Origin of the sequence: Thiosulfativibrio zosterae (genome assembly GCF_011398155.1) — a bacterium.
GTDB lineage: Bacteria > Pseudomonadota > Gammaproteobacteria > Thiomicrospirales > Thiomicrospiraceae > Thiosulfativibrio > Thiosulfativibrio zosterae.
Genome location: NZ_AP021888.1, coordinates 1830096 through 1856318 on the forward strand (window position 1 = coordinate 1830096; position 26223 = coordinate 1856318).

The window sequence follows — 26223 nt, forward strand, 5'->3', positions numbered from 1 at the left end:
GTAAACAACATTGTACACAATGTATTTAAAACAATTAAGCAATCGTTAGACCAACTTTGTCAAAGTTATGAATAAATTATGACAAAAATATTAACCTGTTGATTTATAATGATTTACTCATATTTATGATTAAATTTTGACCTAAAAACAACCAGGCCTGGTTATTTTTAATGCACTTTTATGGGTTTTTTGCACCATTTAAAACAAAATTTTGCACTTTAAATTTTCTAGGATTGTACACAATCTGTAATTTAACTGATTAATGAACGCGCGCTTTTGGAATGATTGGCCATCAAGGCACTGATATCTAAGCCCAATAACTGCCCGTCTACAACACGCCATTGCCCAGCAACCATTAAACGGTCTACTGCTTGTGCACCACACATGATTAAAGCCGCCAAAGGATCGCCCGCTCCTGAAAAACGCAGTTCATCTAATTTAAACAGTGCCAAGTCTGCTTGTTTGCCCACCGCAATTTCACCAATGTCCGAACGCCCTAAGCAGCCAGCAGAACCTTGTGTTGCCCAACGCAAGACATCCAAATGGGTTATTTCATCTGCTTGATAACGCAAGCGCCCAATCAATAAGGCCTGGCGTACTTCGTTAATCATATTCGAACCATCGTTTGACGCTGACCCATCAACCCCTATACCAACCGGACAACCCGACGCTTCTAACTCCAACCCTCGACAGATGCCCGAGGCCAACACCATATTGGACGATGGACAATGACTAATCCCCACGCCTGCTTGCCCTAAGCGCAACACTTCTGCATCATTAAAATGTATGCCATGCGCCAACCATACTCGATTGGAAAGCCAGTTTACTTTTTGCAAATAATCCAATGGGCGTAAGCCAAACATTTTGAGACAAAACGCATTTTCATCTTCGGTTTCCGCTAGATGGGTATGCAAGCGCACATCAAACTGTTCTGCCATGGCTGCTGATTGCACCATTAAATCTTCTGTGACCGAAAAGGGTGAACAGGGTGCAAGCGCAATGCGTGTCATCGCGCCATCTTGGCGTTGGTGATAGGTTTTAATCAGGCGTTCGCTGTCATCCAATATAACCTGCTCAGTTTGCACGGTATTTTGGGGCGGTAATCCCCCTTGTTCCACACCCAAACTCATTGAACCGCGGGTTAAATGGACACGCATCCCCAACTTTTGCGCCGCTGCAATTTGAATATCTATGGCATTTTCTAAGCCATCGGTAAATACATAATGGTGGTCAGAAGCCGTGGTACAGCCAGATAACATCAATTCGGCCATTGCCAAGGTTGAGGCAATTTCGAGTTGCGCTTGTTGCAAATTAGCCCACACAGGATACAAGGTTTTTAACCAAGGAAACAAGCGTTTATTGAGCGCTGGCGGATAGGCACGCGTCAGGGTTTGGTAAAAATGGTGATGAACATTGATAAGCCCAGGCAAAATAACCTGTTCGCTGGCATCAAAAACCTGATAGTTTGGCGTCTTGGGGATTGCGCCCTGCGCAACGAGTTCGATAATTTCGCTGCCCAGCACCACCAAACCGCCTCTTGCGTCTTGGTCGTTACCAGTAAAAATGGCTAAGGGGTTTTGAATCCACAGAGGTTGGCTTGAGGACATAACGCACTCCGTTGCTTACATTGTAAAATTAACATTGTATACAATCGGCGCAAATGGTTCAGAAAAAAGTGTTTGTAACTCAGTACATAATCAGTCTGTTTTTTAGGGATATTTTGAGATGTGCTTTTTGGCAGGCTAAAGCCTGCGCCCCGAAGTTGTCAGAATTCAACAGAGCGAAGGCTTTAGACTTTTAAGCGCTTGGACAAGCTCAATGAAAATAGTTTTCAAACTCAGGAAAAGAATGTGGCGTAACCAACAAACCGTCTTCATCCGCATACAAGGTATCGGTTGGCATGAGGGTCATATCAGCAAAAGTCAGGGGGACATTATGCTGTGCCTCGGTGAGGCGACTGCCTTTTTTAGGATAATGACCCAGCGCCCAAACTCCTAAAGGCAAGGTTTGCAAAATGGCAGTGTCGCGAATATACCCATTAATGACCACGCCTTTCCAACCATTTTTAACGGCAAGGTCAGCCATTTTGTCGCCCATGACCGCCCCGATGTCTGCGCCTGCATCCACCACCAAAATGCGTTGTTTGCCGGGCGTACGCAACAGTTCCCAAAACTTGGCGTTGTTTTGGTCAATTTTTAGGGTTTCAATCACACCCGTCATTCGGGTTAAGCCGCCGTAAGATTTAAAAATGGGTAAGGCAACCTGAATGTCTGCGCCATACTGGTCACAAATATCAGGGGTTCCGAGGGCATAGATGACATCACTCATGGGGTGACTCCTTGTTTTTCAAGATAACAAATGGCCAGTTTATCCAATGCTAACAGCACCGTTTCAACCGCTAAATCGGCATCTTCGGGTTCAACGGATTCCGCAGGATTATGACTAATGCCGCCTTTGCAACGCACAAAAATCATTCCGATATCGGTGATGGATGCCATATTCATGGCATCGTGCCCTGCACCGCTGACCAAAGTTTTGACATGCACTTTTTGTTCAGAAATAGACTGTTCAAACAATTGTCTAAAATCCACATGACAAGCTCTGGCTGGCGCCCAGTGATATTCTTTCCAGTAGATATCCAAACCGCGTTGCATACTGATGGCTTCGCTGGAGTGGAACATTAAATTCATGACTTTTTCACGCAAGGCATCATCATCACTGCGAATATCCACAGTGAATTCAACCATGCCTGGAATCACATTCACCGCATTCGGATAGGCTTTTATGTGCCCAACCGTCGCAACCAGCCCATGAATTTGGGCATTTTTTTCGATCATTAAAATAATTTCGGCGGTGGCAGCCAAAGCATCTTGGCGCAACATCATCGGCACGGTGCCGGCATGCCCAAATTCGCCTTCTACCATCACCTTAAAACGACGCGCCCCAGCAATGGCGCTGACCACACCCACGGGTAAATTTTCAACTTCTAATACAGGGCCTTGTTCCATGTGCACTTCCCAAAAGCCCAGTAAATTATCTTTGCTGCGGTCGGCTTTAGGATAGTCATGCGGATTTAGCCCACACTCTAATAAAGCTTTTTCTAAGGTCATGCCTTGGGCATCGGTTAATTCGAGCAAGGCATCTTCCCACTTACCTATGGCCGCACGACTGCCCAACATCGAGGCTTCAAAACGCAAGCCTTCTTCATCGCCAAACCCCACCACTTCTAAATGAAACGGCAAGGTTTTGCCTGTTTGCACCAAACGCTCGACCACTTCTATACCGGTCACCACCCCCAAAATACCATCAAACTTACCCGCATTGGGCACTGTGTCTAAATGGGATCCGATGATTAAGGTTGGCGCATCAGGGTTGGCGCATGCAAAGCGCCCCCATTGATTGCCAGCCGCATCCACCCAAGTGGTCATGCCCGCTTGTTGCATCCACTCGGCCACCAGCGCCAAACCCTGCATATAAGCGGGAGAAAGATAGATGCGAGTGATGCTACCGGGCGAATCCGTGATTGTGGCGAGTTGTTCACAGCGCGCGATAACTCGGGACATATTATTGCCCCTGTCCGTAAACAGCCATGGCACGATCTACCGCTTCGCCCATCGGCAACTTATGCCCCATGCGACGCAATACATTTTCAAGGGCCGCAAGGGTTACCAAAACCGCATCTTTACGGGCGTTGTATCCCATGGTGCCAATCCGCCAAATTTTGCCTTTTAAGGGACCAAACGAAGTGCCGATTTCAATACCAAAATCCAATAACATAGCAGTGCGAACCGCTTCACCTGGAATTCCCTCCGGAATATAAACGCCCAAGACATTGGTCATTTTATGGTCTTGGTCACCAAATAATTTTAAATTTAAGCCTTCTGCACCGGCACGCATGGCATCGCCATTGAGTTGATGACGCGTGATGCAAGCATCCAGCCCTTCTTGCAACACAATTCGGGCACATTCACGGGCGCAATAGAGCATGGAACTGGCTTCAGTATGGTGATTTAAACGCTCTTCGCCCCAGTAATCCAAAATCATCGGAATATCAAAATAGTTAGAGCGAATGATTTGCCCTGCACTGTCTTGATGATGCGCATCCCGAATACCCGCTTCAACATGCTGACGCTTACGCACCACTTCAACATAACGCTCACTAAAAGTCACCGGCGCACTCCCCGAAGGACCACCCAAACATTTTTGCAAGCCAACCGACACCGCATCCAAGCCCCAAGCATCAGTTTTAAAAGGGTTACCAGCAATTGAAGCGGTTGCGTCAGAATAAAATAGCACACCATAGCGTTGGCAAATTGCGCCTAATTCTTCTAGGGGTTGCAGCATGGTGGTGGAGGTATCGCCTTGCACCACCGCCAACATTTTGGGCTGTACTTTTTTAATAGCTTCTTCAATTTGCTCTGGCTTAAAGACTTCACCCCAAGGCATTTCAATGGTGTGCACCTCTGCGCCACAACGATGCGCGATTTCGGTGAGTAAATGCCCAAAGCGTCCAAACACTGGCACCAAAACCTTATCGCCAGGCTCAATCGCCGACACCAAAACGGCTTCAATCCCAGCGCGCGATGTGCCATCGATTAAAATCGTCCATTGATTTTGGGTTTCAAACACCTGACGATACAACGCCATGGTTTCGTTCATGTAATGCGTCATGGCAGGATCATATTGCCCAACCAGTTGTGCAGACATCGCACGCAACACTCTAGGGTCGGCGTTAATCGGACCCGGCCCCATCAGTAATCTGGCAGGCGGATTAATTTGATCGAAAATTTCAGACATTTTATACTCCATGATTGTGCCCCGCCTTAAACGCCAAGGGCTTGTAAAAACATACGCACGCCAGTGATTCCTAAGACGATTGCAAACACTTTCTTTAAAGTTTGAGCGGGTAACTTTTGCCCCAACTTAACGCCCAAGGGCGCAAATAAAACGGTTAAAGGCACTATGGCCAAAAAGCTTGGCAGGTTAACCAACCCAAAACTGCCCAAAGGGGCATTGGGCGGAGTTTGCCCCAACACAAACATCACCAAGGCACCTGGCAAGGCGATAATCAATCCAAAAGCCGCTGCCGTGCCCACGGCACGATGCGCCACCAATCCAAATTTTGATAACAGCGGTACGCCAATCGTGCCGCCGCCTATGCCGGCCATCACCGACAAACCGCCCAAGGCAGTGGCGCTGCTGCGTTGAATGCCAAGACTTGGCAAACGGGCATGAGCATTGGTTTGATGCAAGAACATCCTTACTGCAACACTCATGGCAATCAACGCAAACAAGCCAATAAAAATTGGGCTTTGAATTTGCGACACCAAAACACTGCCTAAAAATACGCCAAACAACATAAAAATTAACCAGGCCTGGGTGATTTCCCAGTCCACATTGCCCTTTTTATGATGCGCGCGTATCGATGAAATCGAGGTAGGTATAATGGTTGCCAAGGAGGTGCCCGTAGCCAAACTCATGGCATCCGCAGGGGTCATACCAAGATTTTGAAATATAAAATACATCACCGGCACGATCACAATACCGCCGCCCACACCGAGCAATCCAGCCAGCAATCCAGCCACTATGCCAGTGCCCATTAAAGACAGCAAAAATGGCCAATAATTGAAAAGTTCCAACTTACGCCCCTCCTTCAATGATTAAGGCAGCGCCATCACTGCGAGGGTCGGTGGCGGCACTGACATCACCATCTGGGAATAAAACAACCGCTCCGGCGTGTCCCATTTTTTCGGTTTGTTGTGGCAAGACTTGAAGCTCATGCCCCATACTTTGCAATGTTTGCCCGATGCGACTCGCCAAAGTCGGTTCCATTTTTAAATCGTGCTGTTGATCACCCCAAGTGCGCCCCAGCAACCAGCGGTCTTCGGCAATGGCTTGATTAAGCGATAGGTGCTGATAAGCATAGCGACTGTAAACCGCCGCTTGAGTTTGCGGCTGTCCTTCGCCCCCCATAGTGCCGTAGACCATTCTGCGTCCATCTTTGAAAACACACATCGCTGGATTCAGGGTATGAAACGGCTTCATGCGAGGCGCTAAGGCATTGCGACTTTTGGGGTCTAGGCTAAAGCTAGTACCCCGATTATTCCAGACTAAACCAAACTCTGGAATCACTACGCCCGAACCAAATTCCCAATAAATACTTTGAATATAGCTGACCATCACCCCTTGGGCATCCACACAACCCATCCAAACAGTATCGCCATGCGCTGGGGTGTGCGGCCAAGGCAAAGCCTGGTCTGCGCTGATATTGGTCAAACAAGTTTGCAATTGCGCTTCGCTCAACCACGACTGCAAATCAGCTGTCAGTCGGCTGGGGTCGGTAATCACGGCATCTCGAATTAAAAACGCTTGTTTAGTACATTCCACCAAATGATGAACCTGTTGCGCTTCGCTCCAATCGGGTTGCACCAAACGGTCATATAACGCCAAGATGAGCAAAGAGGCCAAGCCTTGCGTTGGTGCGCCCACATTGTAAAGCGTGCCTAAAGCGGTATCCGCACTGAGCACAGGCATCTCTTGCGCATGATAGGCATTTAAGTCTTCTGTTGTAATCGGGCTGCCAACTTGGCTTAGCACTGCGCCTATTTTTTGAGCAATGCCACCGCGGTAAAAATCGTCCAATCCCTGAGTAGCCAATTGATTTAACAGATCACCGAGTGCAGCATTTTGAAAACGTTCGCCTGCCACCAACGGACGACCTTCTGGCGCAAAACAGGCCGCAAACCCTGGAACCTCTTTAAGGGTTTCAAAGGTTAAGCGGCTCGCTGCAGCCAAACTGTCGGTGACTTCAATGCCTTGCTTAGCCAAATCCATTGCGGTTTGCAACACTTGATTTATGGGCAAATTCTCAAACCCAAAATCGACCATTTTGTGACGCGCCAATTGCCAACCGCTCACTGCGCCTGCCATCGTCAAGGCAGCTTTCGGACCACGTGCGGGAATGGCTTCTAACCCATCATACAAACTGACATCCGCCGCTTGTGCGGCCCAACCCGAGGCATCTAAAGCAAATGGCGCTTGACCTGGCACTTGCACCAGCCAAAACCCATCGCCCCCCAAACTGTTCATGTGCGGATAAGCCACAGCAACCGTCGCAGCCGCAGCTACCATGGCATCTACCGCATTGCCCCCCTGTTCCAAAATCGCCAAACCGGCTTGGGTTGCTTGATAATGCGGTGCGGTAAAGGCAATCTTAGCCATGCCATTTCTCCAAAAATTGAGTTGCCAAGGCAATCAGTTGACAATCAGACTGGGGCGCACCAAACAGTGACATACCCCAAGGTGCGCCCTGGTCTACCAAAATCGGTAAATGCAGTTGTGGGCGTTGCGTCAGCCCAGCTAGAGCGGTTAAACCCATTAATAAATTACGGTAACTCGCCAAATCCTCAGCGCTAGAATTGAGCAAAGGCGCTGCACCCGGTGTGGTTGGCAAGAGTGCTACATGCGACGGCGTGGGTAACCAAGCATTCATTTGAGCTTGAATGCTGGCTTGATCACATCTGGCTTGTTGTTGCTGTGCCTCAGTAATTGTGCTGCACCAGTCAAACCTTTCAGCAATGTCGGAGGCAAACACGGGGCGCGTTTTTTCAATCCACTCACCATGCACCTGCCAAGCGGCGTAGCCTTGTAAAGTACGATAGGTTTGGCTTGCAAAGGTTAAAAATTCTTGGGTTAATACCACTTCATCCGTTAAATCAACCCTTGGCAAACAGCTCTGCCAGCTGGATGTCAACTTAGATTCATTGGGCCATAAAATGCCATCTTGCAATTCTGGTTTAAAATAAACCAATTGCTGAGGTGTGCTATTGAAACGTTCAACCAAGGTGTCTTTAAAAATCACTTGCGCCACTGCACTCAGCGTTGCTAAATCGCGCGTTAACCAGCCCACCGTATCAAACTCGGGTGCCAGTGCCACCATGTTATCCATGGCAATCATGCCATGAGTCGGGCGCAGCCCAAACAAGCCGTTATAACTGGCCGGAACACGCACCGAACCGCCGGTGTCAGTGCCCAGCCCGATATCCACCAGTCCACAACTGACCGCCGCCGCCGAACCACTACTGGAACCACCGGGAATGCGCTCGGGTGCAGCAAAGTTGGTTGGGGTTCCATAATGGTAGTTAATACCATTCAAACTATAAGCCAGTTCATCGGTTAAGGTTTTGCAGACCAACTGCGCACCTGCATTCAAGAGTTTATTAACACTTGAAGCCGTTGCTTTGGGAATAGAATGAGTTTCGAGCCAATGCGGGTTGCCAGCAGAGGTAGGGAAACCTGCGATATCAAATAAATCTTTAACGCCCAGTTTAAAACCACTCAATGCCCCAGCCGCCTGAGACTCAGTGACTTTAAAGTGACTTTGCAGATCTTGAAATACGCCCCTTGAAACATTCATTAACTGAATTCCCACAACTAGATTTTAAAATGTAGACACAATTGTACACAATTTGTTAATTTATTTGAAACAATAATTTTTTAAGGCATGGGCAATTTGAATTGTGACGACTTTATAAACATGAAAAATAAGCCTTAAAACAAAAAAAGCCCCTAATTTTGACCAGCACCCTGAAGGGCATAAAGCTTGGTTAAAATTAGGGGCTTTTTAAAGCTTTTAGAAGGCTAAATTAATTAGGCAACTTCGAGCACTTCGATTTTGTAATCTAGGGTTTTGTCAGCCAATGGATGATTGCCATCTAGGAAAACTTTATCGCCATCAATTTCGGTAATCACAAACTCAATGGTTTCACCGTCTGGGTCTTCCGTTTCAACCACTTCACCCACTTTTAACTCAACACTGTCGTCAAAGTTATCCGCTTCTGCATACACCACTAAATCTTCCGTTCTCACGCCATAGCCGTCTTCTGGAGAAATGGTCACACGCGCAGTAAATCCAGGCTCTTCACCCTCTAAGAATTCCTCTAGGCCGGAGATCAATTCACCTTCGCCGTGAACATAATGAACCGGTTCTCCGCCAAAAGTAGAATCGATTAACTCGCCTTTTTCATCTCTTAATTCATAATGAAAAGTGACTTCACACCCTTTTTTAATTTTCATTTTCTGATTCCTAAATCATTTAAAATAACAGCACTATTCTAACTGATGGATTAAGTTCATGCGTCAAATTATTCTGGACACCGAAACAACAGGATTCAACCCTTTAACGGGCGATAAAATCATTGAAATCGGAGCTGTTGAACTGATTAAACGCCGCTTGACCGGTAATAATTACCACCAGTATATTCAACCCGAAAGAGAAGTTCCGCCGGATGCCATTGCGGTGCACGGCATTACCGATGCCTTTTTGAAGGATAAGCCCATCTTTAAAGATGTGGTTGAAGATTTTATGAATTATGTGGCGGGCGCAGAACTCATTATTCATAACGCACCTTTCGATGTTGGTTTTATCAATGCAGAGTTAGCGCAATTACCCAAAAACCCTTGGGGCAAAATTGAAGACCATTGCACCATTACCGACAGTTTAAAAATGGCTCGCAAGGCCTTTCCTGGGCAGCGCGCTTCTTTGGATGCTTTGTGTAAGCGTTTGGGCATTGATAATTCCAACCGAACCCTACACGGCGCTCTACTAGACTCTGAAATCTTGGCAGATGTTTATTTGATGATGACCGGCGGCCAGACAGATTTAATGCTGGCCAGCGCCTTTGAAAATGCGTCGGATAAACAAACCCGCAATGTTTCTTTACAAAAAAATCGCCATTCATTAAAAGTGATTCGTGCTACGGCAGAAGAGTTGGAAATGCATCACAATAAGCTGGCGGAAATTTCAAAAAAATTTGGCGCTACCTTAAACTGGTAACAAACTGAAAACGAATTTTTTGACTTTTAACTTGGCTAATTCAACCCTTCAGTGCTTGCAAACCGTTATAATATTACTCATTAAAATTATGTAGAAGTTGCTTAACTGCCCATGAATACCATTTCTTTAGTTGATGACAAAAATGCGTTCTTAAATTATTTATCGCAAATGGCATCGGTCAATGATTTATCTAAAGCGGCCATTGATTTTCTGATTCCATTGCTTAACGCCCGCCATGGCAGCTTGTACATTAATAACCCCTTCACTGAAAAAAATAAGCTCATTTATCAGACAAATGCGCATAAACCTCGTCCCATGCCAGCACCTAAGTCGTTTGCCATCTTATATGAAAATGGACAGGCCATTATTCCGCTAATGGATGACCAAACTCTCTTGGGCTACATGGTTTTTGAGGGCTTGCAAGAAGATCAACAACCCTTGCCGGGATTAGAAATCATCAAATTTACCCTGCCCTTTCTAGCCCTCAAAATGAAAGGTTTATTGGATAAAGAAACCCTAGAACATAAATTACGCGTGATTAACCAACACCAACTCAGTTATGAGCTTTCGCCCGATGGGTATTTGGTAGATATCAGCTGCGCTTTGGCGAATGCATTAGGTTATGAGCGACATGAACTCATCGGCAAACTACCCAACTTTTTAAATACCCATGACAATGATGATGCGAATGCCATGGAAGCACAAATCTTTAAAAAAGATGGTAGCCAAATTTGGGTAAAAACCGACATAGTGCCAGCCAAAGACATTTGGGGCGACGACTCTGGACGCAAAATTTGTTTTCAACAAAACATCTCACGAGAAAAGCAAATTGAAGAAATGGCCATCAGAGATGACTTAACCAAACTTTATAATCGCCGCTTCTTTAACCAAGTGTTTGCCAAACAAATTGATAACGCCATACGCAATCACAACTATTTGGCTTTTATGATTATCGACATCGATAATTTCAAAAAATATAACGACACCTACGGACACCAAGAAGGAGATCGCGTTTTAGCGTTGGTCGCCAAAACCATCGCAAGCGCTTACAAACGCAAAGGCGATTATAGCTTTAGATTGGGTGGAGAAGAGTTTGGGGTGATTTGTAATGTTACTCACCCAGAAGACGCTGAAGTGCTGGCTAATTATTGTCGCAATGCCATTTTAGAACTCGCGATTCCGCACACCGGCAACCCTGATTTTAAATTAGTAACCATTTCAACAGGCCTGGTCATTATTGATGGCGCAAACCTGTTAGATGCGAATGAAATCTATAAAACCGCAGACATTGCTTTGTATGAGGCCAAATCCTCTGGGCGTAACTGCGTAAAAGTCGCAGGCCAAGAAGATGATATTGAGCTCTTTTAGGTCTTTGCGACTTTATTGGTACACCAAACTTTAAAAAACATCTAAGCTGTAGAAATTCAGACTTCATCTGACAGTTCCCCGTTTTTTATGAGTGTCTGTCAGTTTAAGTTTAAGCTACGAACTTTTCAGCCCATATCTTTTTGCCATCTTCCAATGTTTCCATTGGTGTTCTTCCACAACACATTTTACCTTGATGAGTTCTGTGATGGTTGTAAAAATGAATCCACTCATCCAGGTCCGTTTGAAGTTGTTCAATTGATGTGTAAATCTTTTTGCGGAAAGTGATTTGGTAAAACTCCTGCAAAATGGTTTTGTGAAAGCGCTCACAAATGCCATTGGTTTGCGGTGATTTGACTTTGGTTTTAGTGTGCTCAATATCATTTAGCGCCAAGTATAATTGATAATCGTGCTGCTCCGCTTTACCACAATACTCAGTGCCACGGTCAGTCAGGATTCTGAGCATGGGCAGTTCGTGTTGCTCAAAAAATGGTAGCACTCGATCATTAAGGGTATCTGCCGCTGTTATCGGTGTTTTGGTGGCATAAAGCTTAGCAAACGCTACTTTTGAGTAGGTATCGACAAAGGTTTGTTGATAGATTCTGCCAACACCTTTTAAGGTGCCAACATAGAAGGTATCTTGCGAACCCAAGTACCCTGGATGGGCAGTATCAATTTCACCGCTGACTTCATCGTCATGCTTTTTCTTTTCAAGGGCTACGACCTGCGCTTCGGTCAGAATAATGCCGTCGTTGGCAACCTTGTCTTCTAAAGCTTTTAAACGGTCTTTGAAGTTAGCCAGTTCATTTCTGATCCAGATACTGCGCACGCCACTAGATGAAACGAATATACCGAGTTTTCTGAGTTCATTGCTTGCTCTAAGTTGACCGTAAGCAGGATAGTCAATCGCATATTGAATAACGGCTTGTTCAGTTACTTCATCTACTCGGTTTTTAAGGTTGGGTTTCCGGCGGGTTTTATCGATTAGAGCATCAACACCACCGTCATCAACGGCAGCTTTATAACGATAGAAAGTATCTCGAGATAAGCCCATTACTTTGCAGGCTTTTGAAACATTGCCAAGTTCTTCTGCAAGATTGAGTAATCCGACTTTATGTTTGATGATTTTTTGATTAGTATTAATCATGTGAGTTTCCTTTGTTTTGATTTTGATTAGACACCTAATATCAAAACGGGAAACTTGCTCTTTTTCAAGAGCAGTGTCAGATGAAGTCGTGACTTTTACATCTAAGCTTTTTTAGCACTAACCTAAGGCTTTAATTGCTGTGCTTCATCCATGGCTTGATTGGCTAACTCATCAACCCTTTCGTTTTCTGCATGACCGGCATGGCCTTTAACCCAAGCCCACTCAACTTGATGCTTTTGCACTGCCGCATCCAATCTTTGCCATAACTCTTTGTTTTTAACGGGTTGTTTGGCGGCAGTTTTCCATTGATTTTTCTTCCAATTAGCAATCCACTGAGTAATGCCGTTTTTGACATATTGAGAATCGGTGGTAATTCTCACCTGACATGGGCGAGTTAAAGCCTCTAAGCCTTGAATGGCCGCCATTAATTCCATTTGGTTATTGGTGGCTTCTAATGCATAGCCTTTAAGCTCTTTTTCAATCTGACCAAAGCGTAATAAAGCTCCCCAGCCACCCACACCAGGGTTGCCACGACAACCGCCATCTGTAAAAATTTCTACCATCACGCGCTTTTAACCCTTTTTCATTTTCGCATTTTTCATGGGCGCAGCCGGTTCTTGTCTTGAAGCCGCAGAAACGCTTTTACCCACTTTTCTAACACGCATCCAGTCTGATAACTTCCAGTTAAGCCCCACAGGCGTTGGGGAACTGATGCGCTTTTTAGCCATAATCGCATAAACATTGCCTGTTTCTAAACCCACAAAAGACATGGCTTGACCAAAACGCCGCGCTATTTTGCCGGAAGGTTTTGAGTTTGCCAAACAGGTTGTCGCACTAAAACCTATCCATTCAATGTCATAACCCAACAATCTTAACCAGTCGACAATGCGTGCCGGAGATATCAAATTGGCCTGTTTAAACATGGCTCTGTTTTGACCCACTTTTTGCATGAAAACCGCGCAGCCTATAGGGTTAAAACCTGTAATCAGAACTTTACCCTCAGCAATCAGTAAATCGTCAATTTGCCTTAACAAATGGTAAGGATCTTCAACGGTTTCCAAGGTATGCGGCAAAAAAACCATATCAACCGAATCGTTGCGAATGGGTAGATAATTTAGGTCGGCCACGATATAGGCATCAAAAAAATCTTCAACAATCGAGTCATCCACTAAAATTTTTTGAGTTAAGCGGCAAGAATCCAATAAAGGACGCCAACTGGTTAACCCAATTTGCAGCACATACAACCCAAAGGATTTACGCAAGGCAAAGTCAATCAGACTTTTTTCATCCCGTAATAATCCCTGGCAGGTTTCAGTTTGATAAAGTCGCATTAAAAACTGTTGAAAGTGCTTGTATATCATGATTTATCGCAATTATTTAACTTGATATTTGCTAGAATATTGACCGATTATAACAACTTAAGAACCCTACATGAAAATCATTGGTCTTCCCGCTCTGGTTGGCAGTTACGATAACTATATCTGGCTACTTGTCAAACAAGAAATGGTTTGGGTGATTGACCCTGGGCAAGCACAGCCGGTTCTTAACTATTTAGCAAGCCACTCGCTAAATTTAGCGGGTATTTTAATTACCCACTATCATCACGACCATGTTGATGGCATTGCCGAACTCAAAAAACAATTTCCTGCCGCTAGGGTTTATGGCCCGCAAAAAACACCTAATAACCTGATTGAGCAGCGTCTTGTAGACGGGGATGAGGTTAGCCTGTTTGATGATTATCATCTTAAGGTGATCGAAACACCAGGTCATACTTACGACCATATTGCTTATTATAATCAGCAAGACTTATTTTGTGGCGACACCCTCTTTGGCGCGGGATGCGGACGACAATTTGATGGGGGTTATGATGCCTTTGCCAAATCTTTGTTGAAACTTCGCGCCCTACCCGATGGTTTAAATTTTTATTCTGCCCATGAATATACCCTAAGCAATTTAAAGTTTGCCCAGTTTGCCGACCCATCGAATGTCGACCTGCAAAACCGCATCGCGACAACACACATTGAATATCCGCAGCCCCTAGTCGCACCGCAATCGACATTAAAACTCGAAAAAGCAACTAATCCATTTTTGCGTTTCGATCAGTTGCCGATTCAAGAAACTTTATTGGCTCGCGGCGCCCAAAACACCCCAGAAAGTCTTTTTAAAACCTTAAGAGACTGGAAAGATCACATAGACCAAAAAGGCTATCCAGCAAAATGATATACCGCTTTATTTCCAAGACCACTTTCGACCAAATTTGGCCAACCAAAGCAAAATGGGTTATTTTGTCTTGCAGCCTGACTTTGTTGTCGGCTTGCCAAACTGTGCCAACCCAAACCGCGCAAAATGCAATCTCCGAACCAACCCTGACCACTGATGAATCTCCTAAACTGCCTATTTTGGACTTAGAAATTCACAATGCAGAATCTGACATACCTGAAGACCTTGCTTTAAGGGTTTTGCAAAACACCCAGCAAAATCTTAATTTATTGGCCGACACGACACCTGAAGAACCCTTATCGATTTTTGTTAAGCCAACTGAGGGCGCTAAAGATCTTTGGCCAGTATTGTCTGAACGTTTTTTTATTACGCCCGCTAATACTCATAACTTTCAGGACTATTTAAACTATTACACCAAAAACCCTAATTATCTCACCCGCATTTCAGATAGAGCACGGCCTTATTTGTATTTTATTTTGCAAGAAGTCAAAAGTCGTCAAATGCCCTACGAAGTGGCTTTATTACCGGTGGTTGAAAGTGGTTTTCAACCCTATGCCAAGTCTTATCAAAGCGCTGCCGGACTTTGGCAGTTTATGCCCAATACAGGTGAAATGTTTGGGCTAGAACGCAACTGGTGGTATGACGGTCGTCAAGACATACATCGCAGTACTGAAGCCGCTTTAAATTACTTGCAACAACTCTATGTACAAAACGAATACGACTGGCTTTTGGCCCTAGCCTCTTATAATGCTGGTTATGGCAATGTGCTTAAGGCAAAACGACTTTACTTAAATAAAAACCCGAATGGGGATGCCAATTTTTGGAACATTCGTAAATATTTACCCAAAGAAACACAACATTATGTGCCGCAATTGCTAGCAGTAAGTTATTTGGTAAAGCACCGTCAGAGTTACCAAATCACTTTAAACCCCATTGAAAACCATGTGCATTTTGAAAAAGTCAACCTAAGCCAACAAGTGGACTTTATCAGCTTGGCTAAAATTACAGGGGTTGCTAAAGAACAATTAAAACTGTTAAACGCTGGGTATCTTCAACCCACGACACCGCCTAAGGGTCCATTTGAAATATTATTGCCTGTCGCAGCCAGTCAAACCTTTAAAGCGGCATTGGATAAACAGCCCGAAATTTTGGCAGTACAATGGACTAAACATGTCGTTAAAAAAGGCGAAAGCCTAAGCGTTATTGCCGAAAAATATAAAACCAGAGCAGCTGCCATCCAACGCCTCAATGAGATGAAAAATACCAATATCCGCGTTGGCAAAACCTTATTAATACCCGTACCCGTTCAATATGCCAAGCAGCTTTTAAAACCCAAAGAACCGGTTAAATATCAAGGATCGGTTGTTTTTCACAAGGTTAAAACAGGCGAATCCTTATGGACAATTGCACGCTATTACGACATAACAACCAAAGAGTTATGTCAATGGAATAATATCGGGATACGCGAGCCGTTATATAAAGGCCAAAACTTGAAAATTCGTTCCAATCAATATGGCAAACAAGTAACTTATACCCTGAAAAATGGGGATAGTTTATGGACTGTGGCTCAAAAATATAAAGTGTCAACCAATCAGTTAGCGCGATGGAATCAAATTTCGGAAGCCGAGGTGTTACAGCCTGGCCAAAAAATCAGCGTTTGGGTTAAAAGTTAGTGTTTTTTTTTAACGCTTATTGCCTAAAAAACAGTCATCACTCGCTTATTTACTTAGGCTTGTTTTTGCTTTTTTTTTCAAACCCCAATTTTGCAAAACCGGATATTGCCAGCCTAACCGAACAACAGCGCTTATTTTTAGAGGCTTACGATGCCATTAATAAAAAAGACCGTGCGCTCATTGCTGATTACAAAAAACGTCTTTCCGGTTATGTACTTGCTCCCTACTTAAGCTTTTTTGATTTTTATAAAAACATCGACAGCACGCCTAACAGCGCGATTGAACAGTTCGTTATCCAAAACAAAGACAATCATTTGTCTGGCCGCCTAAAATACTACTGGTTGAATCACTTAGGGCGAAGCCAACAATGGCGCAGTTTTCTAGCCCATTATAATTCTGAAGATTTTACGGCTCAGAACCTTAAATGTTATGCCACTTTGGCTGAACTCAACACCCAACCCAAACCAGAATCTTCAGACAAGGCTAAAGCGCTTTGGCAAACTGGCAAACCCCTGTCAAGAGCTTGCCAACCCCTAGAAAACTATTTAATCAAAAACAAGCTATTAACAGGCTCTATGGTTTGGGAAAATATCAATATGGCCATGGGTCGTGATGAAATCACCTATGCGACCAAGTTATCCAAACACTTATCGCAAAACGAGCGCAATATTTTCCAGGCCTGGTTAAAAATTCACAAAGATCCAAGCCAATTAACCCAGCCTTTACCCTCAGAGTATCCGGGGCAAGTTCGCCAAAATATTTTTATTCAAGGTATTAAAAAGCTTTCTAAAAAAGACCCTAAACTTGCCCAAAAATTGGTCACGCAAGACGCTAAGCGTTATGGGCTGAACCAAGCTGAAGAATTGAGTTTAATGAGAATTATCTCTTTACGCTTAGCAAGAAATTACCAGCCAGATGCTAAGTCCTTATTAGACCAGGTCAATGAAACAGACAGCTCTGAAAGCACGCTTCGTTGGCAGTTACAACTGGCTCTGCGCCATTCTGACTGGGCAAGTGTTCTTGAAGTCTATGAAAAACTAGAAGATGATGAAAAGACCACCGAAAAATGGCAATACTGGCTAGCAAGGGCACTCGATAACACCCAAGAACCCAAAAAAGCCCAGCAAATTTATAAAAACCTAGCCACAAAAAGAAACTTTTATGGTTTTTTAGCCGCGGATAAACTCAAGCAAGATTATCAATTTAACCCTAGCCCCTCTAAAAAAATAGATGTTAATGAATTAATTCAAAAATATTCACAACTTCCCAGAATTAAAGAGTTGCTGGCGATTGACTGGCTTTTGAATGCGAATCGAGAATGGTACCATCTGCTTCAAACGGCCAAAAATGATGAATTAGAAGCCATCAGTTATTTAGCGACCGACTGGCAACAACATAACATAGCGATTCGTGGACTGGCGATGGCAGAAAACTGGAATAATATTGAACTGCGCTTTCCGACACCCCATAAAACACCTGTGCTGCAAGCTGCTAAACAACATGCCGTTGACCCTGCATGGATTTATGGCGTTATGCGCCGAGAGAGTGCGTTTGCCACAGACATTCGCTCACCCGTAGGCGCAACTGGGTTAATGCAACTCATGCCCAATACGGCGCGATTTATTGGTCAGAAAATTGGGGTCAAACCACAGACCTACAAAAACCTAACCAATGCAGAATCTAACATTGAATTAGGGTCGGCCTATTTAAGTTATCTCAATGAGAAATTCCAAGGTAATCGTATCCTTGCAACCGCGGCCTATAATGCAGGGCCTAACCGCGTAGAAGATTGGATTCCAGATGATCAACAACTCCCCGCTGATCAATGGATTGACAGCATTCCCTTTAACGAAACGCGCCGTTATGTAAAAGCCGTTTTAGAATACACGATTATTTTTCAGTCATTATTGAATCAAAAATATGACCGCTTAGAAAATTACTTGCTACCGATTGGTCAATTGCAAAGTGCAAAATCTGATTCGTCAACTTTGGTAAAAAATTAACCAGACTCATTTTTGCTAGACGAAAAAAAACCCTAGGGACAACTAGGGCTTAAATAAATTACTTCAAATTCACTTATGAACTAGAAATAATCAGAGGAGGATACTCATGAAGAAACATGAATGGTTGCAGTATATTAGCAACTCCTTATCTTGTCAAATATAATTTTTAATATTTTTATGAGCCCCAAATTTTTTTTATGACAACTTAAGCGCTTGTTATTACTATAAATCCTTAAAAAAACAACCAGGCCTGGTTATTTTTAATTCAAAAATTCGACTTATTTGTGTAAGTATTTCTGCTCTATATCCGCCAATAGCCCAACTGAAGCGGCTTCTACCAAATCAAATACAAAATTAAATCCATCTGCACCGCCATAATATGGATCTGGCACTTCTTTCTGATTAAATTGCGGCGCAAACTCTAAAAATAAACGAATTTTATGACGATGCTCTGGCAATGCCATTTCTAATAGGTCAGCATAATTAGTTTCGTCCATCGCTAGAATATAATCAAACTCAATAATATCTCCCAAATCCACTTTTCTAGCGCGCAAATCATCCATGGCTATGCCACGCTGCTTGGCCACACTGCGCGAGCGTGCATCCGCCTGTTTGCCCACATGATAGGCTGCCGTGCCTGCCGAATCAATTTCAATATGATTCGCCCAACCCTTATCATTGACTAACTGTCTAAAAACACCATGCGCTGTTGGCGAACGGCAAATATTGCCCAAACACACAAATATTACAGATACCTTTTTCATATCACTGACTCTTTAAAGTTAAAATAATGTTTTGTTCATTATAAAGCCAAGCCACAATGAGTACAAAAGCGTCCACTGAAAACTTTTTATTCTCTGAGGATTGGATTATTTTCCAAGATGACGATATTTTAGTGGTTAACAAACCTTCTGGACTCTTATCCGTGCCCGGACGCTTAACGGATCCAAGTTTTTGTTTAGTTGGCCGCCTACCCGACAATTTGCAACACTGTTTAATCGTGCATCGCTTAGACATGGACACTTCGGGCATCATGATTTTAGCCAAACACAAAGACGCTCATAAACATTTGAGCATGCAATTTCAAAACCGAGAAACACAAAAACATTATCATGCATTGATAAGCGGCTATCCATCCTGCCATCAAGGACAAACAATGCTCCCAATGCGCTGCGACTGGGAAAACCGACCTTTACAAATGATTGATTTTACACATGGTAAAACCGCCCGCACCCTTTGGTCAATTGAAGAAACTCATCGAATACCGCAAACAAACACTTTTTATTCACTGGTTAAATTAACCCCTATTACGGGACGCTCTCATCAACTGCGATTACATATGAAAATGCTAGGACACCCCATCTTAGGTGATAACTTATACTCAGACAACTTAAGCTATCAGCTGACTAAACGGCTTTGCTTGCATGCAACAGAACTCACGATTCAACACCCAGCCACACACGCAACACTTACCTTTAATCAACCTATTAATTTGAACGAATACATTAACCCCATACTCAATGGCACAAATCATGCTTAGTGTCCAACAACCCATTTTATAAGCCGACTTAATACGGTTCTAGTGTCAAAAGGAAGAATTCTATGTCTATCAATACTGAAAAAGATGATCAGGCCACTCAAGAAATGATGGCGATGTTGGGCGTTCCCGAAGATGATAATAGCCTATCAGAAGTAGATGATTTATTAGATGCCATTGATGACTTAGATGCATTTGATACCGAAACCACCGCAGAAGTCGATAATGATGCTAATGACCCAACCGCAGAGCTTACTAAATCAGCGGATTTGTCTGCGTTTGATGCAGTGGAATCTGATGACACAGATATAGATTTAGACGAAATTGAACTCGACGCAGATGGACTCATCCCAGAGTTAACCGATGACCAACAAATCAGCACAGATGAAAGTGAATTAGAAGCCTTAGGTGTGTTAGATGACTTAGATTCCTCTACAGAAGTGCCCGACCTTGAAACGCCAGAAGCAGATAATTTACTTGATGACTTAGATGCATTAATCGATACGACAGAAGCCAGTGACGAAATACCTGAAGTTGAAGATTTAGAAATTGCTGACAACGCATCTGAAGAGCCAGAAGAAATTTTAGAAATCCCTGAAGATCATGATTCTATTGAACCTACTGAATTAAATGACTCTGAGATTGAAAATGAGCCTGAAACTCCTGAGGATGATCTTTTAGCATTAGATGAAGAAACTGGTGAAAATATTTCCGAAGATATTGACGAGAATATAGCTGAAGATGAACCCGAAACATCAATCGAAGATTTAGTAGAGGAAATTCCTTCATCAGATGATCAAATAACAGCGGAAGACGAAGAAGCCAATCTTGAGGCCGTTCGAGCAGAGCTACCAGATACCCTAGATGAAATTCCCCAAGATTTCGAAGACACTATTAATCAAGAAGAATCCTCACTTGATGACGAACTTGAGCTGGTCAACATTGAATTACCAGAGGTGCCTGAAGTGCCAAGTGTTAAATTACACAGTGAAACAGATCATCAACCAGATTTAGATCAAACAGCCGATGCAATTGATGAAATGAGTAAAGCGATAGCGGCGGATCAAGAGATTAAAGAAATTGCTCAAAAGCTGCACCAAACCGCACAAGAAGCCACTAAAATTGCATTAGCAACTGCCTTAGAGGCCCAAATTTCTGCCGAAAAAACTCAGGCAGCGATAAATGCGACCTTTGAAGCAACAGAAAGAGCTTTTAATGCTGCTAAAACAGCTGGATATGACATTGATTTAGAATCACTGAAACTTCCAGTAGACAACGAAGAATTGGCAACCAAAATTCAACAAATTAAAGCCAAAAATGACAGTATTAAACATCAAAATCTTGCGATAAAACAACGCGTAGATGCGTTACAAAAACCATAAAGGTCTTATCATGAACGACTTAACTGACGACATTCTCAGCGATTTAGCAGATCTAGAATCAAGCACTGAAGAATTAACACAGAAAACGAGCATGGCAAAAAATAAACATCATACCCTTGAAGGTTTAGATTCTGCGCAACGAATTGATTCTGCAACCTTAGTCTTAGAAGCCGCTAAAGCAGCCCAAGAAGCTGCAACGCAAAGCCAGCATGCGGCCGAATCTGCCATAAAACTTTCAAATGACTTCAAAGCGCAAATTATTGAACTCTCTGACTCAAATGCGTCATGGCGCCAAACAGCCAGAAGTACTTCGCAAGACATCTTAAAAAGTCGCAACGCAATGCTCGTTACCATGTCAATTACTGTGGTCATGGGCGTTATCACCACTAGCTTATCCGCATGGTTTTTATACTACAACAGTAAAAAACAAGAAATGTTTAAAGGTGAAGTGCTTGATTTAATACAAACTGAAAATGCGCTCAATAATAAAGGGATTACCCTAAAAGTAGACCAACTATCTTCTTTGATAGAAGCCCTTTCAGCCGATATTCAAGCGCTAAAAATTCCCAACATGACAACCAGCACCAGTGCAAAAGAACCTACTCACGCGCCAGTCAATATTCATGCCGTTAACGACGATGAGCCAATTGAAACGCCTGAAACTGCCAACGCACATGACAACGGACACAATGAGCACGCCCTACCAGATGCACACGCCGGTCACGCCCCTGTTGAAAATCATGTCAATCACAATGAGCAAATGCACCACCAAGATACACATGCGACAGAAAATAAACCTATAGCCCACAACTCTCCAACATCGCATGATAATCATGCAGCTGCTGAAGAGCATCAAGATACTCCTCATGCCGTGGCGCCAAAACAACATGAAGAGCATGCAAGCAACCCTATTGTGTCTGTAATGAACAATCAAAGTTATGAAGAACTTAAAAATTTAGTGAACTTGATTTTAGATAAGCAACAAAAACTTGAAGCGGCTATTTTGACGCAATCTCAATGGTTGCAAAAAAATAAAACCATGACAACCACACAACCCATTTTAGCCGAAAACTCAAACCTGTCTGATAAACAAGTAAAACAGTTGGACGGCATTGGTTGGTTAGTCAGAAAACAAGAAAAAACACTCAATGAAATTCAAGCAATTGTAAAAAGCTCTGGTAAAACAAGCGGTACGACAATTAGTAACGACCAAGGAATTCAAAACATCGAAAAATCACTGAATGAATTGAAAGCCCAAATACATAATTTAGCAGCGCAACAAAGAGATATCGAATCACAAGTAACCGACCTACAAGCGCAAACCAAAAAATTATCAGAGTCCCCTAAACCCTATAGCTACCAATCCAGATAAAAAATAAATCCCCGAATAGTTGGGGATTTTTTTATGCATCAACATTAATCTAAAAAGTCAATTGGGGCCAAAACTGTATGACAAACACTACACTTATTTTGGACATAAAAAAAGCGCTGAAACCAATATGATTTCAACGCCTTAGAATTTGGTAGCGGGGACAGGATTTGAACCTATGACCTTCGGGTTATGAGCCCGACGAGCTACCATGCTGCTCCACCCCGCATCAATTTGAATTATCAAAACAACTTGTTGTTTCGATGTGGCGTATTATAGGTTGTTACAGAATTATTGCAAGCCTTATTTAAGCGTTTTCTTATTTATTTTTAAAGATAAAACTGCGTAAATTATATCGATAAATAAACCCCGGAAACGCAAAGATGACAAACATAAAGAATGTCACCGCATAAAATTCCCAATCTTGTGGGGCAACATTACCCATACTTTTATTTTCTAATAAATATGCCAAAATGCCTGTGAGCATAAAATACAAAAACCACTCGGTTAAACCTATCAAAAAACTCTTATTTGGTGCAGGAACAAAGATAAACACCTTATGCATCATAATCCATGGAATATTCGCCAGAACGATAGCTGTTAGCAGTAACAACCAAACCGCTTGATCTAATGACATTCACTTTCTCCTAGGAATAAAAAAAGCCCTATTATAGGGCTTTTTGAGTATTGAAATATTAAGCTAAACTTGAATAACAAAGACTGATTAGCGATGACGGTAAAATACCCATTACCAATAAGGCGATGGCAACCAGGCTGACCGCCCAGTTGAGTTCACTACTAATGGTATCTACCTTAGATTTATCTTCATTGTTATCAAAGTACATGGCTTTAACAACTTTTAGATAATAGAAAGCACTGATAACTGCAGTTATGACCGCTACGACCGCAAGCCATGTAAACCCAGCGTTTACAACTTCTTCTATGACTAATAGTTTTGCATAGAATCCAACAAACGGTGGAACACCAGCCATAGAGAACATGATGAACAACATCATTAACGCCATCCAAGGATTGCGCTGATTTAGGCCAACAAAATCTGAAATTTTATCAAACTCATTACCTGTTTTCGCCAAGGCAACGATCATACCAAACCCAGCGACACCCGTGATAGCGTAGATAATCACATAGAACATGGCTGATGAATAACCTTCTGGGTTAGCCGCAATGAATCCTAATAAGATGAATCCAACATGCCCAATCCCCGAGTAAGCCAACATACGCTTCAAGTTATCTTGAACAATGGCTACAAATGCACCGACCACCATAGATAAAATTGAAATCATGATTAGCAAACCTTGCCAATCATGAACTAAACCGGGCAGACCATCAATCAAAATACGGTACATCATTGCAAAACCAGCAATTTTAGGCGCTGTTGCTAAATATAAAGTAACCGCAGATGGCGCACCTTGATAAACATCAGGCATCCACATGTGAAATGGAACTGCACCTAATTTAAACGCCAGACCTATGACTATAAAAACTAAGCCAAAAGATAACACGACCTTATCAGCATTACCCGCTTCGATAATTTTTGCCATCTCAGTAAAGGTAATTGAACCTGTTGCGCCATAGATCATTGAGAATCCATACAACAACATACCCGTAGCCAAAGCACCTAATACAAAGTACTTCATTGCAGATTCAACTGCATGAGCAGAGTCTTTACGCATTGCTATCATGGCATATAAAGATAATGACATGATTTCAAGACCCAAATACATAGTGATTAGATTATTGGCCGAAACCATAACAAACATACCCAATACACCAAAAAGTCCTAAAGAGAAAAATTCTCCAGCAAAGAACTTAAACTGTAATAGATACTCACGAGAAAATACAAAAATTCCGATTGTCGTTAAAACAATAAACAACTTCAAGATATCGGCAAAAGAATCTCTAACAAAACTTCCATCAAAAGTTATGACGGTTGACGTTGTGAAACTGGAAATAATTAAATAACCAACAAAAACTAATGATAGCTGAGCAGCGTAATAGGTAGCAAACTGGTATCTTTTAGACCAAAAAGTATCTGCAACCAAAATCAATGAAGTCAGCGCTAAAAGCACCATCTCCGGGATAGCGGGGGCAAAACTTGGAATGATAAAATTCATAAATTAACTCTCTACTCTTCTGCTGTTATAGTTTTGATGTGGTTGCTTGTACTAAAAGTTGAGCAACTGAAGAATGCATTACATCAATTAAAGGCGCAGGATAAACCCCTAAAACCACAATCGCGATTGCCAATGTCCACATAATCATCATTTCACGCTTGTTGAGGTCTTCTAAAACCGCAACATTATCATTGGCCACTGGACCAAAGAAAACGCGTTTTACCATCCATAAGGTATAAGCAGCACCAATAATAAGTGTAGAGGCCGCAACAAAACCATACCAAATATTTGCTTTAAATGACGCAATGATAACCATGAACTCACCTACAAACCCTGAAGTTCCAGGTAAACCAGCATTTGCCATGGCAAATAAAACCGCAAAGAATCCAAACCATGGCATTTTATTAACAACACCACCGTAAGCACTGATTTCACGAGTGTGCATTCGATCATATAGAACACCTATTGCCAAGAACATTGCTCCAGAGATGAATCCGTGAGATACCATCTGAATCATGGCTCCTTCTAAACCAATCATGGCACCTTGTGTTGATCCTGTATTTTGAACGATGTCATACACTAAGAACATACCAAGCGTTACAAAGCCCATATGAGAAATAGACGAATAAGCAACCAGTTTCTTCATATCATTCTGAACCAAGGCAACAAGCCCGATATACAGAATTGCAATTAGGGAAAGAATAATGACCAACCAGTCAAGTGTCATTGATGCGTCAGGGGTAATTGGCAAACTAAAGCGAACAAATCCGTAACCACCCATTTTCAACATAATTGCCGCTAGAACAACTGAACCAGCCGTTGGTGCCTCAACGTGAGCGTCTGGCAACCAAGTATGAACTGGAAACATTGGAATCTTCACCGCAAAAGCAACCAAAAAGGCTAAGAAGATGAAAATTTGTGCCGTCATAGCAATTGGCATATTTTGGAAGTCTAAGATAGAAAAACTTCCTGATTGGTAATGCATATATAAGAATGCAACCAACATAAATACCGAGCCTAGGAAGGTATACAAGAAAAACTTAAGCGTTGCATAAACTCTTCTTGGCCCACCCCACTTACCAATGACTACAAACATTGGAATTAATAAGGCTTCCCAAAAAACATAGAACAAAATTGCATCAAGGGCAGCGAAGACCCCGATCATGACGCCCTGCATAATCAGAAACGCACCCATATACTGCTCAACGCGCTCTTTAATAACTGTCCAAGCAGACAGCACAACTAAAACCTGTGTAAAGGTCGTTAGTAAAATTAAAGGCATAGATAAACCGTCAACACCCAAATAATACTGGATGTTAAATGTAGGGATCCAAGGCGTTTTTTCAACAAACTGCATGGCTGCAGTCGTTGTGTCAAACTGAGTCCATAATGGTAATGACAACAAGAAAGTTAAAACAGCGATTGCCAATGAAAACCACTTAGCAAAGTTATCACGATCTCTTCCTAAAAACAGAACCAGCAAACCACCAATAATCGGCAGCCAAATCAAAGTACTTAAAATTGGTAAACCCAGTGTCATGTAATCTAAATCCTTAT

The 26223-nt window shown here is 42.8% G+C and carries 23 protein-coding genes and 1 tRNA gene; 8 read left to right on the forward strand and 16 right to left on the reverse strand.

Going from position 1 to position 26223, the window contains the following annotated elements; translation table 11 throughout:
• Positions 1-251 precede the first annotated feature (251 nt).
• The 8 genes from THMIRH_RS08440 to THMIRH_RS08475 form a co-directional block, all read right to left on the reverse strand.
• Complete coding sequence (locus tag THMIRH_RS08440; RefSeq protein WP_173291670.1) at positions 252-1607, reverse strand: 8-oxoguanine deaminase; 1356 nt, start codon at positions 1605-1607, stop codon at positions 252-254.
• 208 nt (positions 1608-1815) lie between these two features.
• Positions 1816-2328: a ribonuclease E activity regulator RraA gene (gene rraA, locus THMIRH_RS08445; RefSeq protein ID WP_173291671.1), complete on the reverse strand. Its 513-nt coding sequence runs from the start codon at positions 2326-2328 to the stop codon at positions 1816-1818.
• Positions 2325-3563, reverse strand: a complete 1239-nt coding sequence (locus THMIRH_RS08450; RefSeq protein ID WP_173291672.1) for an allantoate amidohydrolase — start codon at positions 3561-3563, stop codon at positions 2325-2327. Before THMIRH_RS08450 ends, rraA begins: the two co-directional genes overlap by 4 nt.
• Position 3564: 1 nt before the next feature.
• Positions 3565-4797: a pyridoxal-phosphate-dependent aminotransferase family protein gene (locus THMIRH_RS08455; RefSeq protein WP_173291673.1), complete on the reverse strand. Its 1233-nt coding sequence runs from the start codon at positions 4795-4797 to the stop codon at positions 3565-3567.
• Positions 4798-4823: 26 nt separating this feature from the next.
• On the reverse strand, positions 4824-5639 hold the full coding sequence (locus tag THMIRH_RS08460; RefSeq protein ID WP_243831422.1) for a sulfite exporter TauE/SafE family protein: 816 nt from the start codon (positions 5637-5639) through the stop codon (positions 4824-4826).
• Between the two features lies 1 nt (position 5640).
• Positions 5641-7221 (reverse strand): gamma-glutamyltransferase family protein, encoded by a 1581-nt coding sequence (locus tag THMIRH_RS08465; protein ID WP_173291674.1) that lies wholly within the window; start codon positions 7219-7221, stop codon positions 5641-5643.
• Complete coding sequence (locus THMIRH_RS08470; RefSeq protein WP_173291675.1) at positions 7214-8416, reverse strand: amidase; 1203 nt, start codon at positions 8414-8416, stop codon at positions 7214-7216. The genes THMIRH_RS08465 and THMIRH_RS08470 overlap by 8 nt, the downstream gene beginning before the upstream one ends.
• A 233-nt stretch (positions 8417-8649) precedes the next feature.
• Positions 8650-9075: an FKBP-type peptidyl-prolyl cis-trans isomerase gene (locus THMIRH_RS08475; RefSeq protein ID WP_173291676.1), complete on the reverse strand. Its 426-nt coding sequence runs from the start codon at positions 9073-9075 to the stop codon at positions 8650-8652.
• 58 nt (positions 9076-9133) lie between these two features.
• Between THMIRH_RS08475 and dnaQ the strand changes: the two genes are divergently transcribed.
• A complete protein-coding gene (gene dnaQ / locus THMIRH_RS08480) occupies positions 9134-9835 on the forward strand; it encodes a DNA polymerase III subunit epsilon (protein WP_173291677.1) in 702 nt (233 codons plus the stop codon).
• A gap of 111 nt (positions 9836-9946) precedes the next feature.
• Complete coding sequence (locus THMIRH_RS08485) at positions 9947-11203, forward strand: GGDEF domain-containing protein (RefSeq protein WP_173291678.1); 1257 nt, start codon at positions 9947-9949, stop codon at positions 11201-11203.
• Positions 11204-11312: 109 nt separating this feature from the next.
• On the opposite strand, the gene THMIRH_RS08490 is transcribed toward THMIRH_RS08485, so the two are convergent.
• The 3 genes from THMIRH_RS08490 to THMIRH_RS08500 form a co-directional block, all read right to left on the reverse strand.
• Positions 11313-12347 carry an IS481 family transposase gene (locus THMIRH_RS08490; RefSeq protein WP_173289970.1) on the reverse strand — a complete coding sequence of 345 codons (1035 nt, stop codon included), beginning with the start codon at positions 12345-12347 and terminating at the stop codon, positions 11313-11315.
• Positions 12348-12469: 122 nt separating this feature from the next.
• Positions 12470-12910, reverse strand: a complete 441-nt coding sequence (gene rnhA, locus THMIRH_RS08495; RefSeq protein ID WP_173291679.1) for a ribonuclease HI — start codon at positions 12908-12910, stop codon at positions 12470-12472.
• Between the two features lie 9 nt (positions 12911-12919).
• Entirely contained in the window at positions 12920-13708 is a 789-nt protein-coding gene (locus tag THMIRH_RS08500) for a methyltransferase domain-containing protein (RefSeq protein WP_173291680.1), read from the reverse strand.
• Positions 13709-13778: 70 nt separating this feature from the next.
• Here THMIRH_RS08500 and gloB point away from each other — a divergent pair, with 70 nt between their 5' ends.
• The 3 genes from gloB to THMIRH_RS08515 all read left to right on the forward strand — a co-directional run bounded on the left by gloB (position 13779) and on the right by THMIRH_RS08515 (position 18243).
• Positions 13779-14567: a hydroxyacylglutathione hydrolase gene (gene gloB, locus THMIRH_RS08505; protein WP_173291681.1), complete on the forward strand. Its 789-nt coding sequence runs from the start codon at positions 13779-13781 to the stop codon at positions 14565-14567.
• Positions 14568-14632: 65 nt separating this feature from the next.
• Positions 14633-16240, forward strand: a complete 1608-nt coding sequence (locus THMIRH_RS08510; protein ID WP_207710564.1) for a LysM peptidoglycan-binding domain-containing protein — start codon at positions 14633-14635, stop codon at positions 16238-16240.
• 65 nt (positions 16241-16305) lie between these two features.
• Positions 16306-18243, forward strand: a complete 1938-nt coding sequence (locus tag THMIRH_RS08515) for a transglycosylase SLT domain-containing protein (RefSeq protein ID WP_173291683.1) — start codon at positions 16306-16308, stop codon at positions 18241-18243.
• 278 nt (positions 18244-18521) lie between these two features.
• Here the strand turns inward: THMIRH_RS08515 and THMIRH_RS08520 are convergent, their stop codons facing one another.
• The gene (locus tag THMIRH_RS08520; protein WP_173291684.1) at positions 18522-19007 is read right to left on the reverse strand and encodes a low molecular weight protein-tyrosine-phosphatase; all 486 of its coding nucleotides are present in this window, start codon (positions 19005-19007) and stop codon (positions 18522-18524) included.
• Positions 19008-19063: 56 nt separating this feature from the next.
• Here THMIRH_RS08520 and THMIRH_RS08525 point away from each other — a divergent pair, with 56 nt between their 5' ends.
• The 3 genes from THMIRH_RS08525 to THMIRH_RS08535 all read left to right on the forward strand — a co-directional run bounded on the left by THMIRH_RS08525 (position 19064) and on the right by THMIRH_RS08535 (position 22534).
• Entirely contained in the window at positions 19064-19783 is a 720-nt protein-coding gene (locus tag THMIRH_RS08525) for an RluA family pseudouridine synthase (protein WP_173291685.1), read from the forward strand.
• Positions 19784-19845: 62 nt separating this feature from the next.
• Complete coding sequence (locus tag THMIRH_RS08530) at positions 19846-21162, forward strand: midas domain-containing protein (RefSeq protein ID WP_173291686.1); 1317 nt, start codon at positions 19846-19848, stop codon at positions 21160-21162.
• A gap of 10 nt (positions 21163-21172) precedes the next feature.
• Positions 21173-22534 (forward strand): hypothetical protein, encoded by a 1362-nt coding sequence (locus THMIRH_RS08535; RefSeq protein ID WP_173291687.1) that lies wholly within the window; start codon positions 21173-21175, stop codon positions 22532-22534.
• Positions 22535-22683: 149 nt separating this feature from the next.
• On the opposite strand, the gene THMIRH_RS08540 is transcribed toward THMIRH_RS08535, so the two are convergent.
• The 4 genes from THMIRH_RS08540 to THMIRH_RS08555 all read right to left on the reverse strand — a co-directional run bounded on the left by THMIRH_RS08540 (position 22684) and on the right by THMIRH_RS08555 (position 26206).
• Positions 22684-22760 (reverse strand) — tRNA-Met (locus tag THMIRH_RS08540).
• Positions 22761-22850: 90 nt separating this feature from the next.
• On the reverse strand, positions 22851-23168 hold the full coding sequence (locus THMIRH_RS08545) for a DUF2818 family protein (RefSeq protein WP_173291688.1): 318 nt from the start codon (positions 23166-23168) through the stop codon (positions 22851-22853).
• A gap of 58 nt (positions 23169-23226) precedes the next feature.
• Positions 23227-24666, reverse strand: coding sequence for an NADH-quinone oxidoreductase subunit NuoN (gene nuoN / locus THMIRH_RS08550; RefSeq protein WP_173291689.1), 1440 nt, complete (start codon positions 24664-24666; stop codon positions 23227-23229).
• A gap of 25 nt (positions 24667-24691) precedes the next feature.
• Entirely contained in the window at positions 24692-26206 is a 1515-nt protein-coding gene (locus THMIRH_RS08555) for an NADH-quinone oxidoreductase subunit M (RefSeq protein WP_173291690.1), read from the reverse strand.
• Between the last annotated feature and the right edge of the window lie 17 nt (positions 26207-26223).

What these genes read in the sequence shown, in the direction of transcription:
- THMIRH_RS08440 (WP_173291670.1), bottom strand. Translation starts at nt 1,607, where the DNA reads ATGTCCTCAAGCCAACCTCTGTGGATTCAAAACCCCTTAGCCATTTTT.
- rraA (WP_173291671.1), bottom strand. Translation starts at nt 2,328, where the DNA reads ATGAGTGATGTCATCTATGCCCTCGGAACCCCTGATATTTGTGACCAG.
- THMIRH_RS08450 (WP_173291672.1), bottom strand. Translation starts at nt 3,563, where the DNA reads ATGTCCCGAGTTATCGCGCGCTGTGAACAACTCGCCACAATCACGGAT.
- THMIRH_RS08455 (WP_173291673.1), bottom strand. Translation starts at nt 4,797, where the DNA reads ATGTCTGAAATTTTCGATCAAATTAATCCGCCTGCCAGATTACTGATG.
- THMIRH_RS08465 (WP_173291674.1), bottom strand. Translation starts at nt 7,221, where the DNA reads ATGGCTAAGATTGCCTTTACCGCACCGCATTATCAAGCAACCCAAGCC.
- THMIRH_RS08470 (WP_173291675.1), bottom strand. Translation starts at nt 8,416, where the DNA reads ATGAATGTTTCAAGGGGCGTATTTCAAGATCTGCAAAGTCACTTTAAA.
- THMIRH_RS08475 (WP_173291676.1), bottom strand. Translation starts at nt 9,075, where the DNA reads ATGAAAATTAAAAAAGGGTGTGAAGTCACTTTTCATTATGAATTAAGA.
- dnaQ (WP_173291677.1), top strand. Translation starts at nt 9,134, where the DNA reads ATGCGTCAAATTATTCTGGACACCGAAACAACAGGATTCAACCCTTTA.
- THMIRH_RS08485 (WP_173291678.1), top strand. Translation starts at nt 9,947, where the DNA reads ATGAATACCATTTCTTTAGTTGATGACAAAAATGCGTTCTTAAATTAT.
- THMIRH_RS08490 (WP_173289970.1), bottom strand. Translation starts at nt 12,347, where the DNA reads ATGATTAATACTAATCAAAAAATCATCAAACATAAAGTCGGATTACTC.
- rnhA (WP_173291679.1), bottom strand. Translation starts at nt 12,910, where the DNA reads ATGGTAGAAATTTTTACAGATGGCGGTTGTCGTGGCAACCCTGGTGTG.
- THMIRH_RS08500 (WP_173291680.1), bottom strand. Translation starts at nt 13,708, where the DNA reads ATGATATACAAGCACTTTCAACAGTTTTTAATGCGACTTTATCAAACT.
- gloB (WP_173291681.1), top strand. Translation starts at nt 13,779, where the DNA reads ATGAAAATCATTGGTCTTCCCGCTCTGGTTGGCAGTTACGATAACTAT.
- THMIRH_RS08520 (WP_173291684.1), bottom strand. Translation starts at nt 19,007, where the DNA reads ATGAAAAAGGTATCTGTAATATTTGTGTGTTTGGGCAATATTTGCCGT.
- THMIRH_RS08525 (WP_173291685.1), top strand. Translation starts at nt 19,064, where the DNA reads ATGAGTACAAAAGCGTCCACTGAAAACTTTTTATTCTCTGAGGATTGG.
- THMIRH_RS08530 (WP_173291686.1), top strand. Translation starts at nt 19,846, where the DNA reads ATGTCTATCAATACTGAAAAAGATGATCAGGCCACTCAAGAAATGATG.
- THMIRH_RS08535 (WP_173291687.1), top strand. Translation starts at nt 21,173, where the DNA reads ATGAACGACTTAACTGACGACATTCTCAGCGATTTAGCAGATCTAGAA.
- THMIRH_RS08545 (WP_173291688.1), bottom strand. Translation starts at nt 23,168, where the DNA reads ATGTCATTAGATCAAGCGGTTTGGTTGTTACTGCTAACAGCTATCGTT.
- nuoN (WP_173291689.1), bottom strand. Translation starts at nt 24,666, where the DNA reads ATGAATTTTATCATTCCAAGTTTTGCCCCCGCTATCCCGGAGATGGTG.
- THMIRH_RS08555 (WP_173291690.1), bottom strand. Translation starts at nt 26,206, where the DNA reads ATGACACTGGGTTTACCAATTTTAAGTACTTTGATTTGGCTGCCGATT.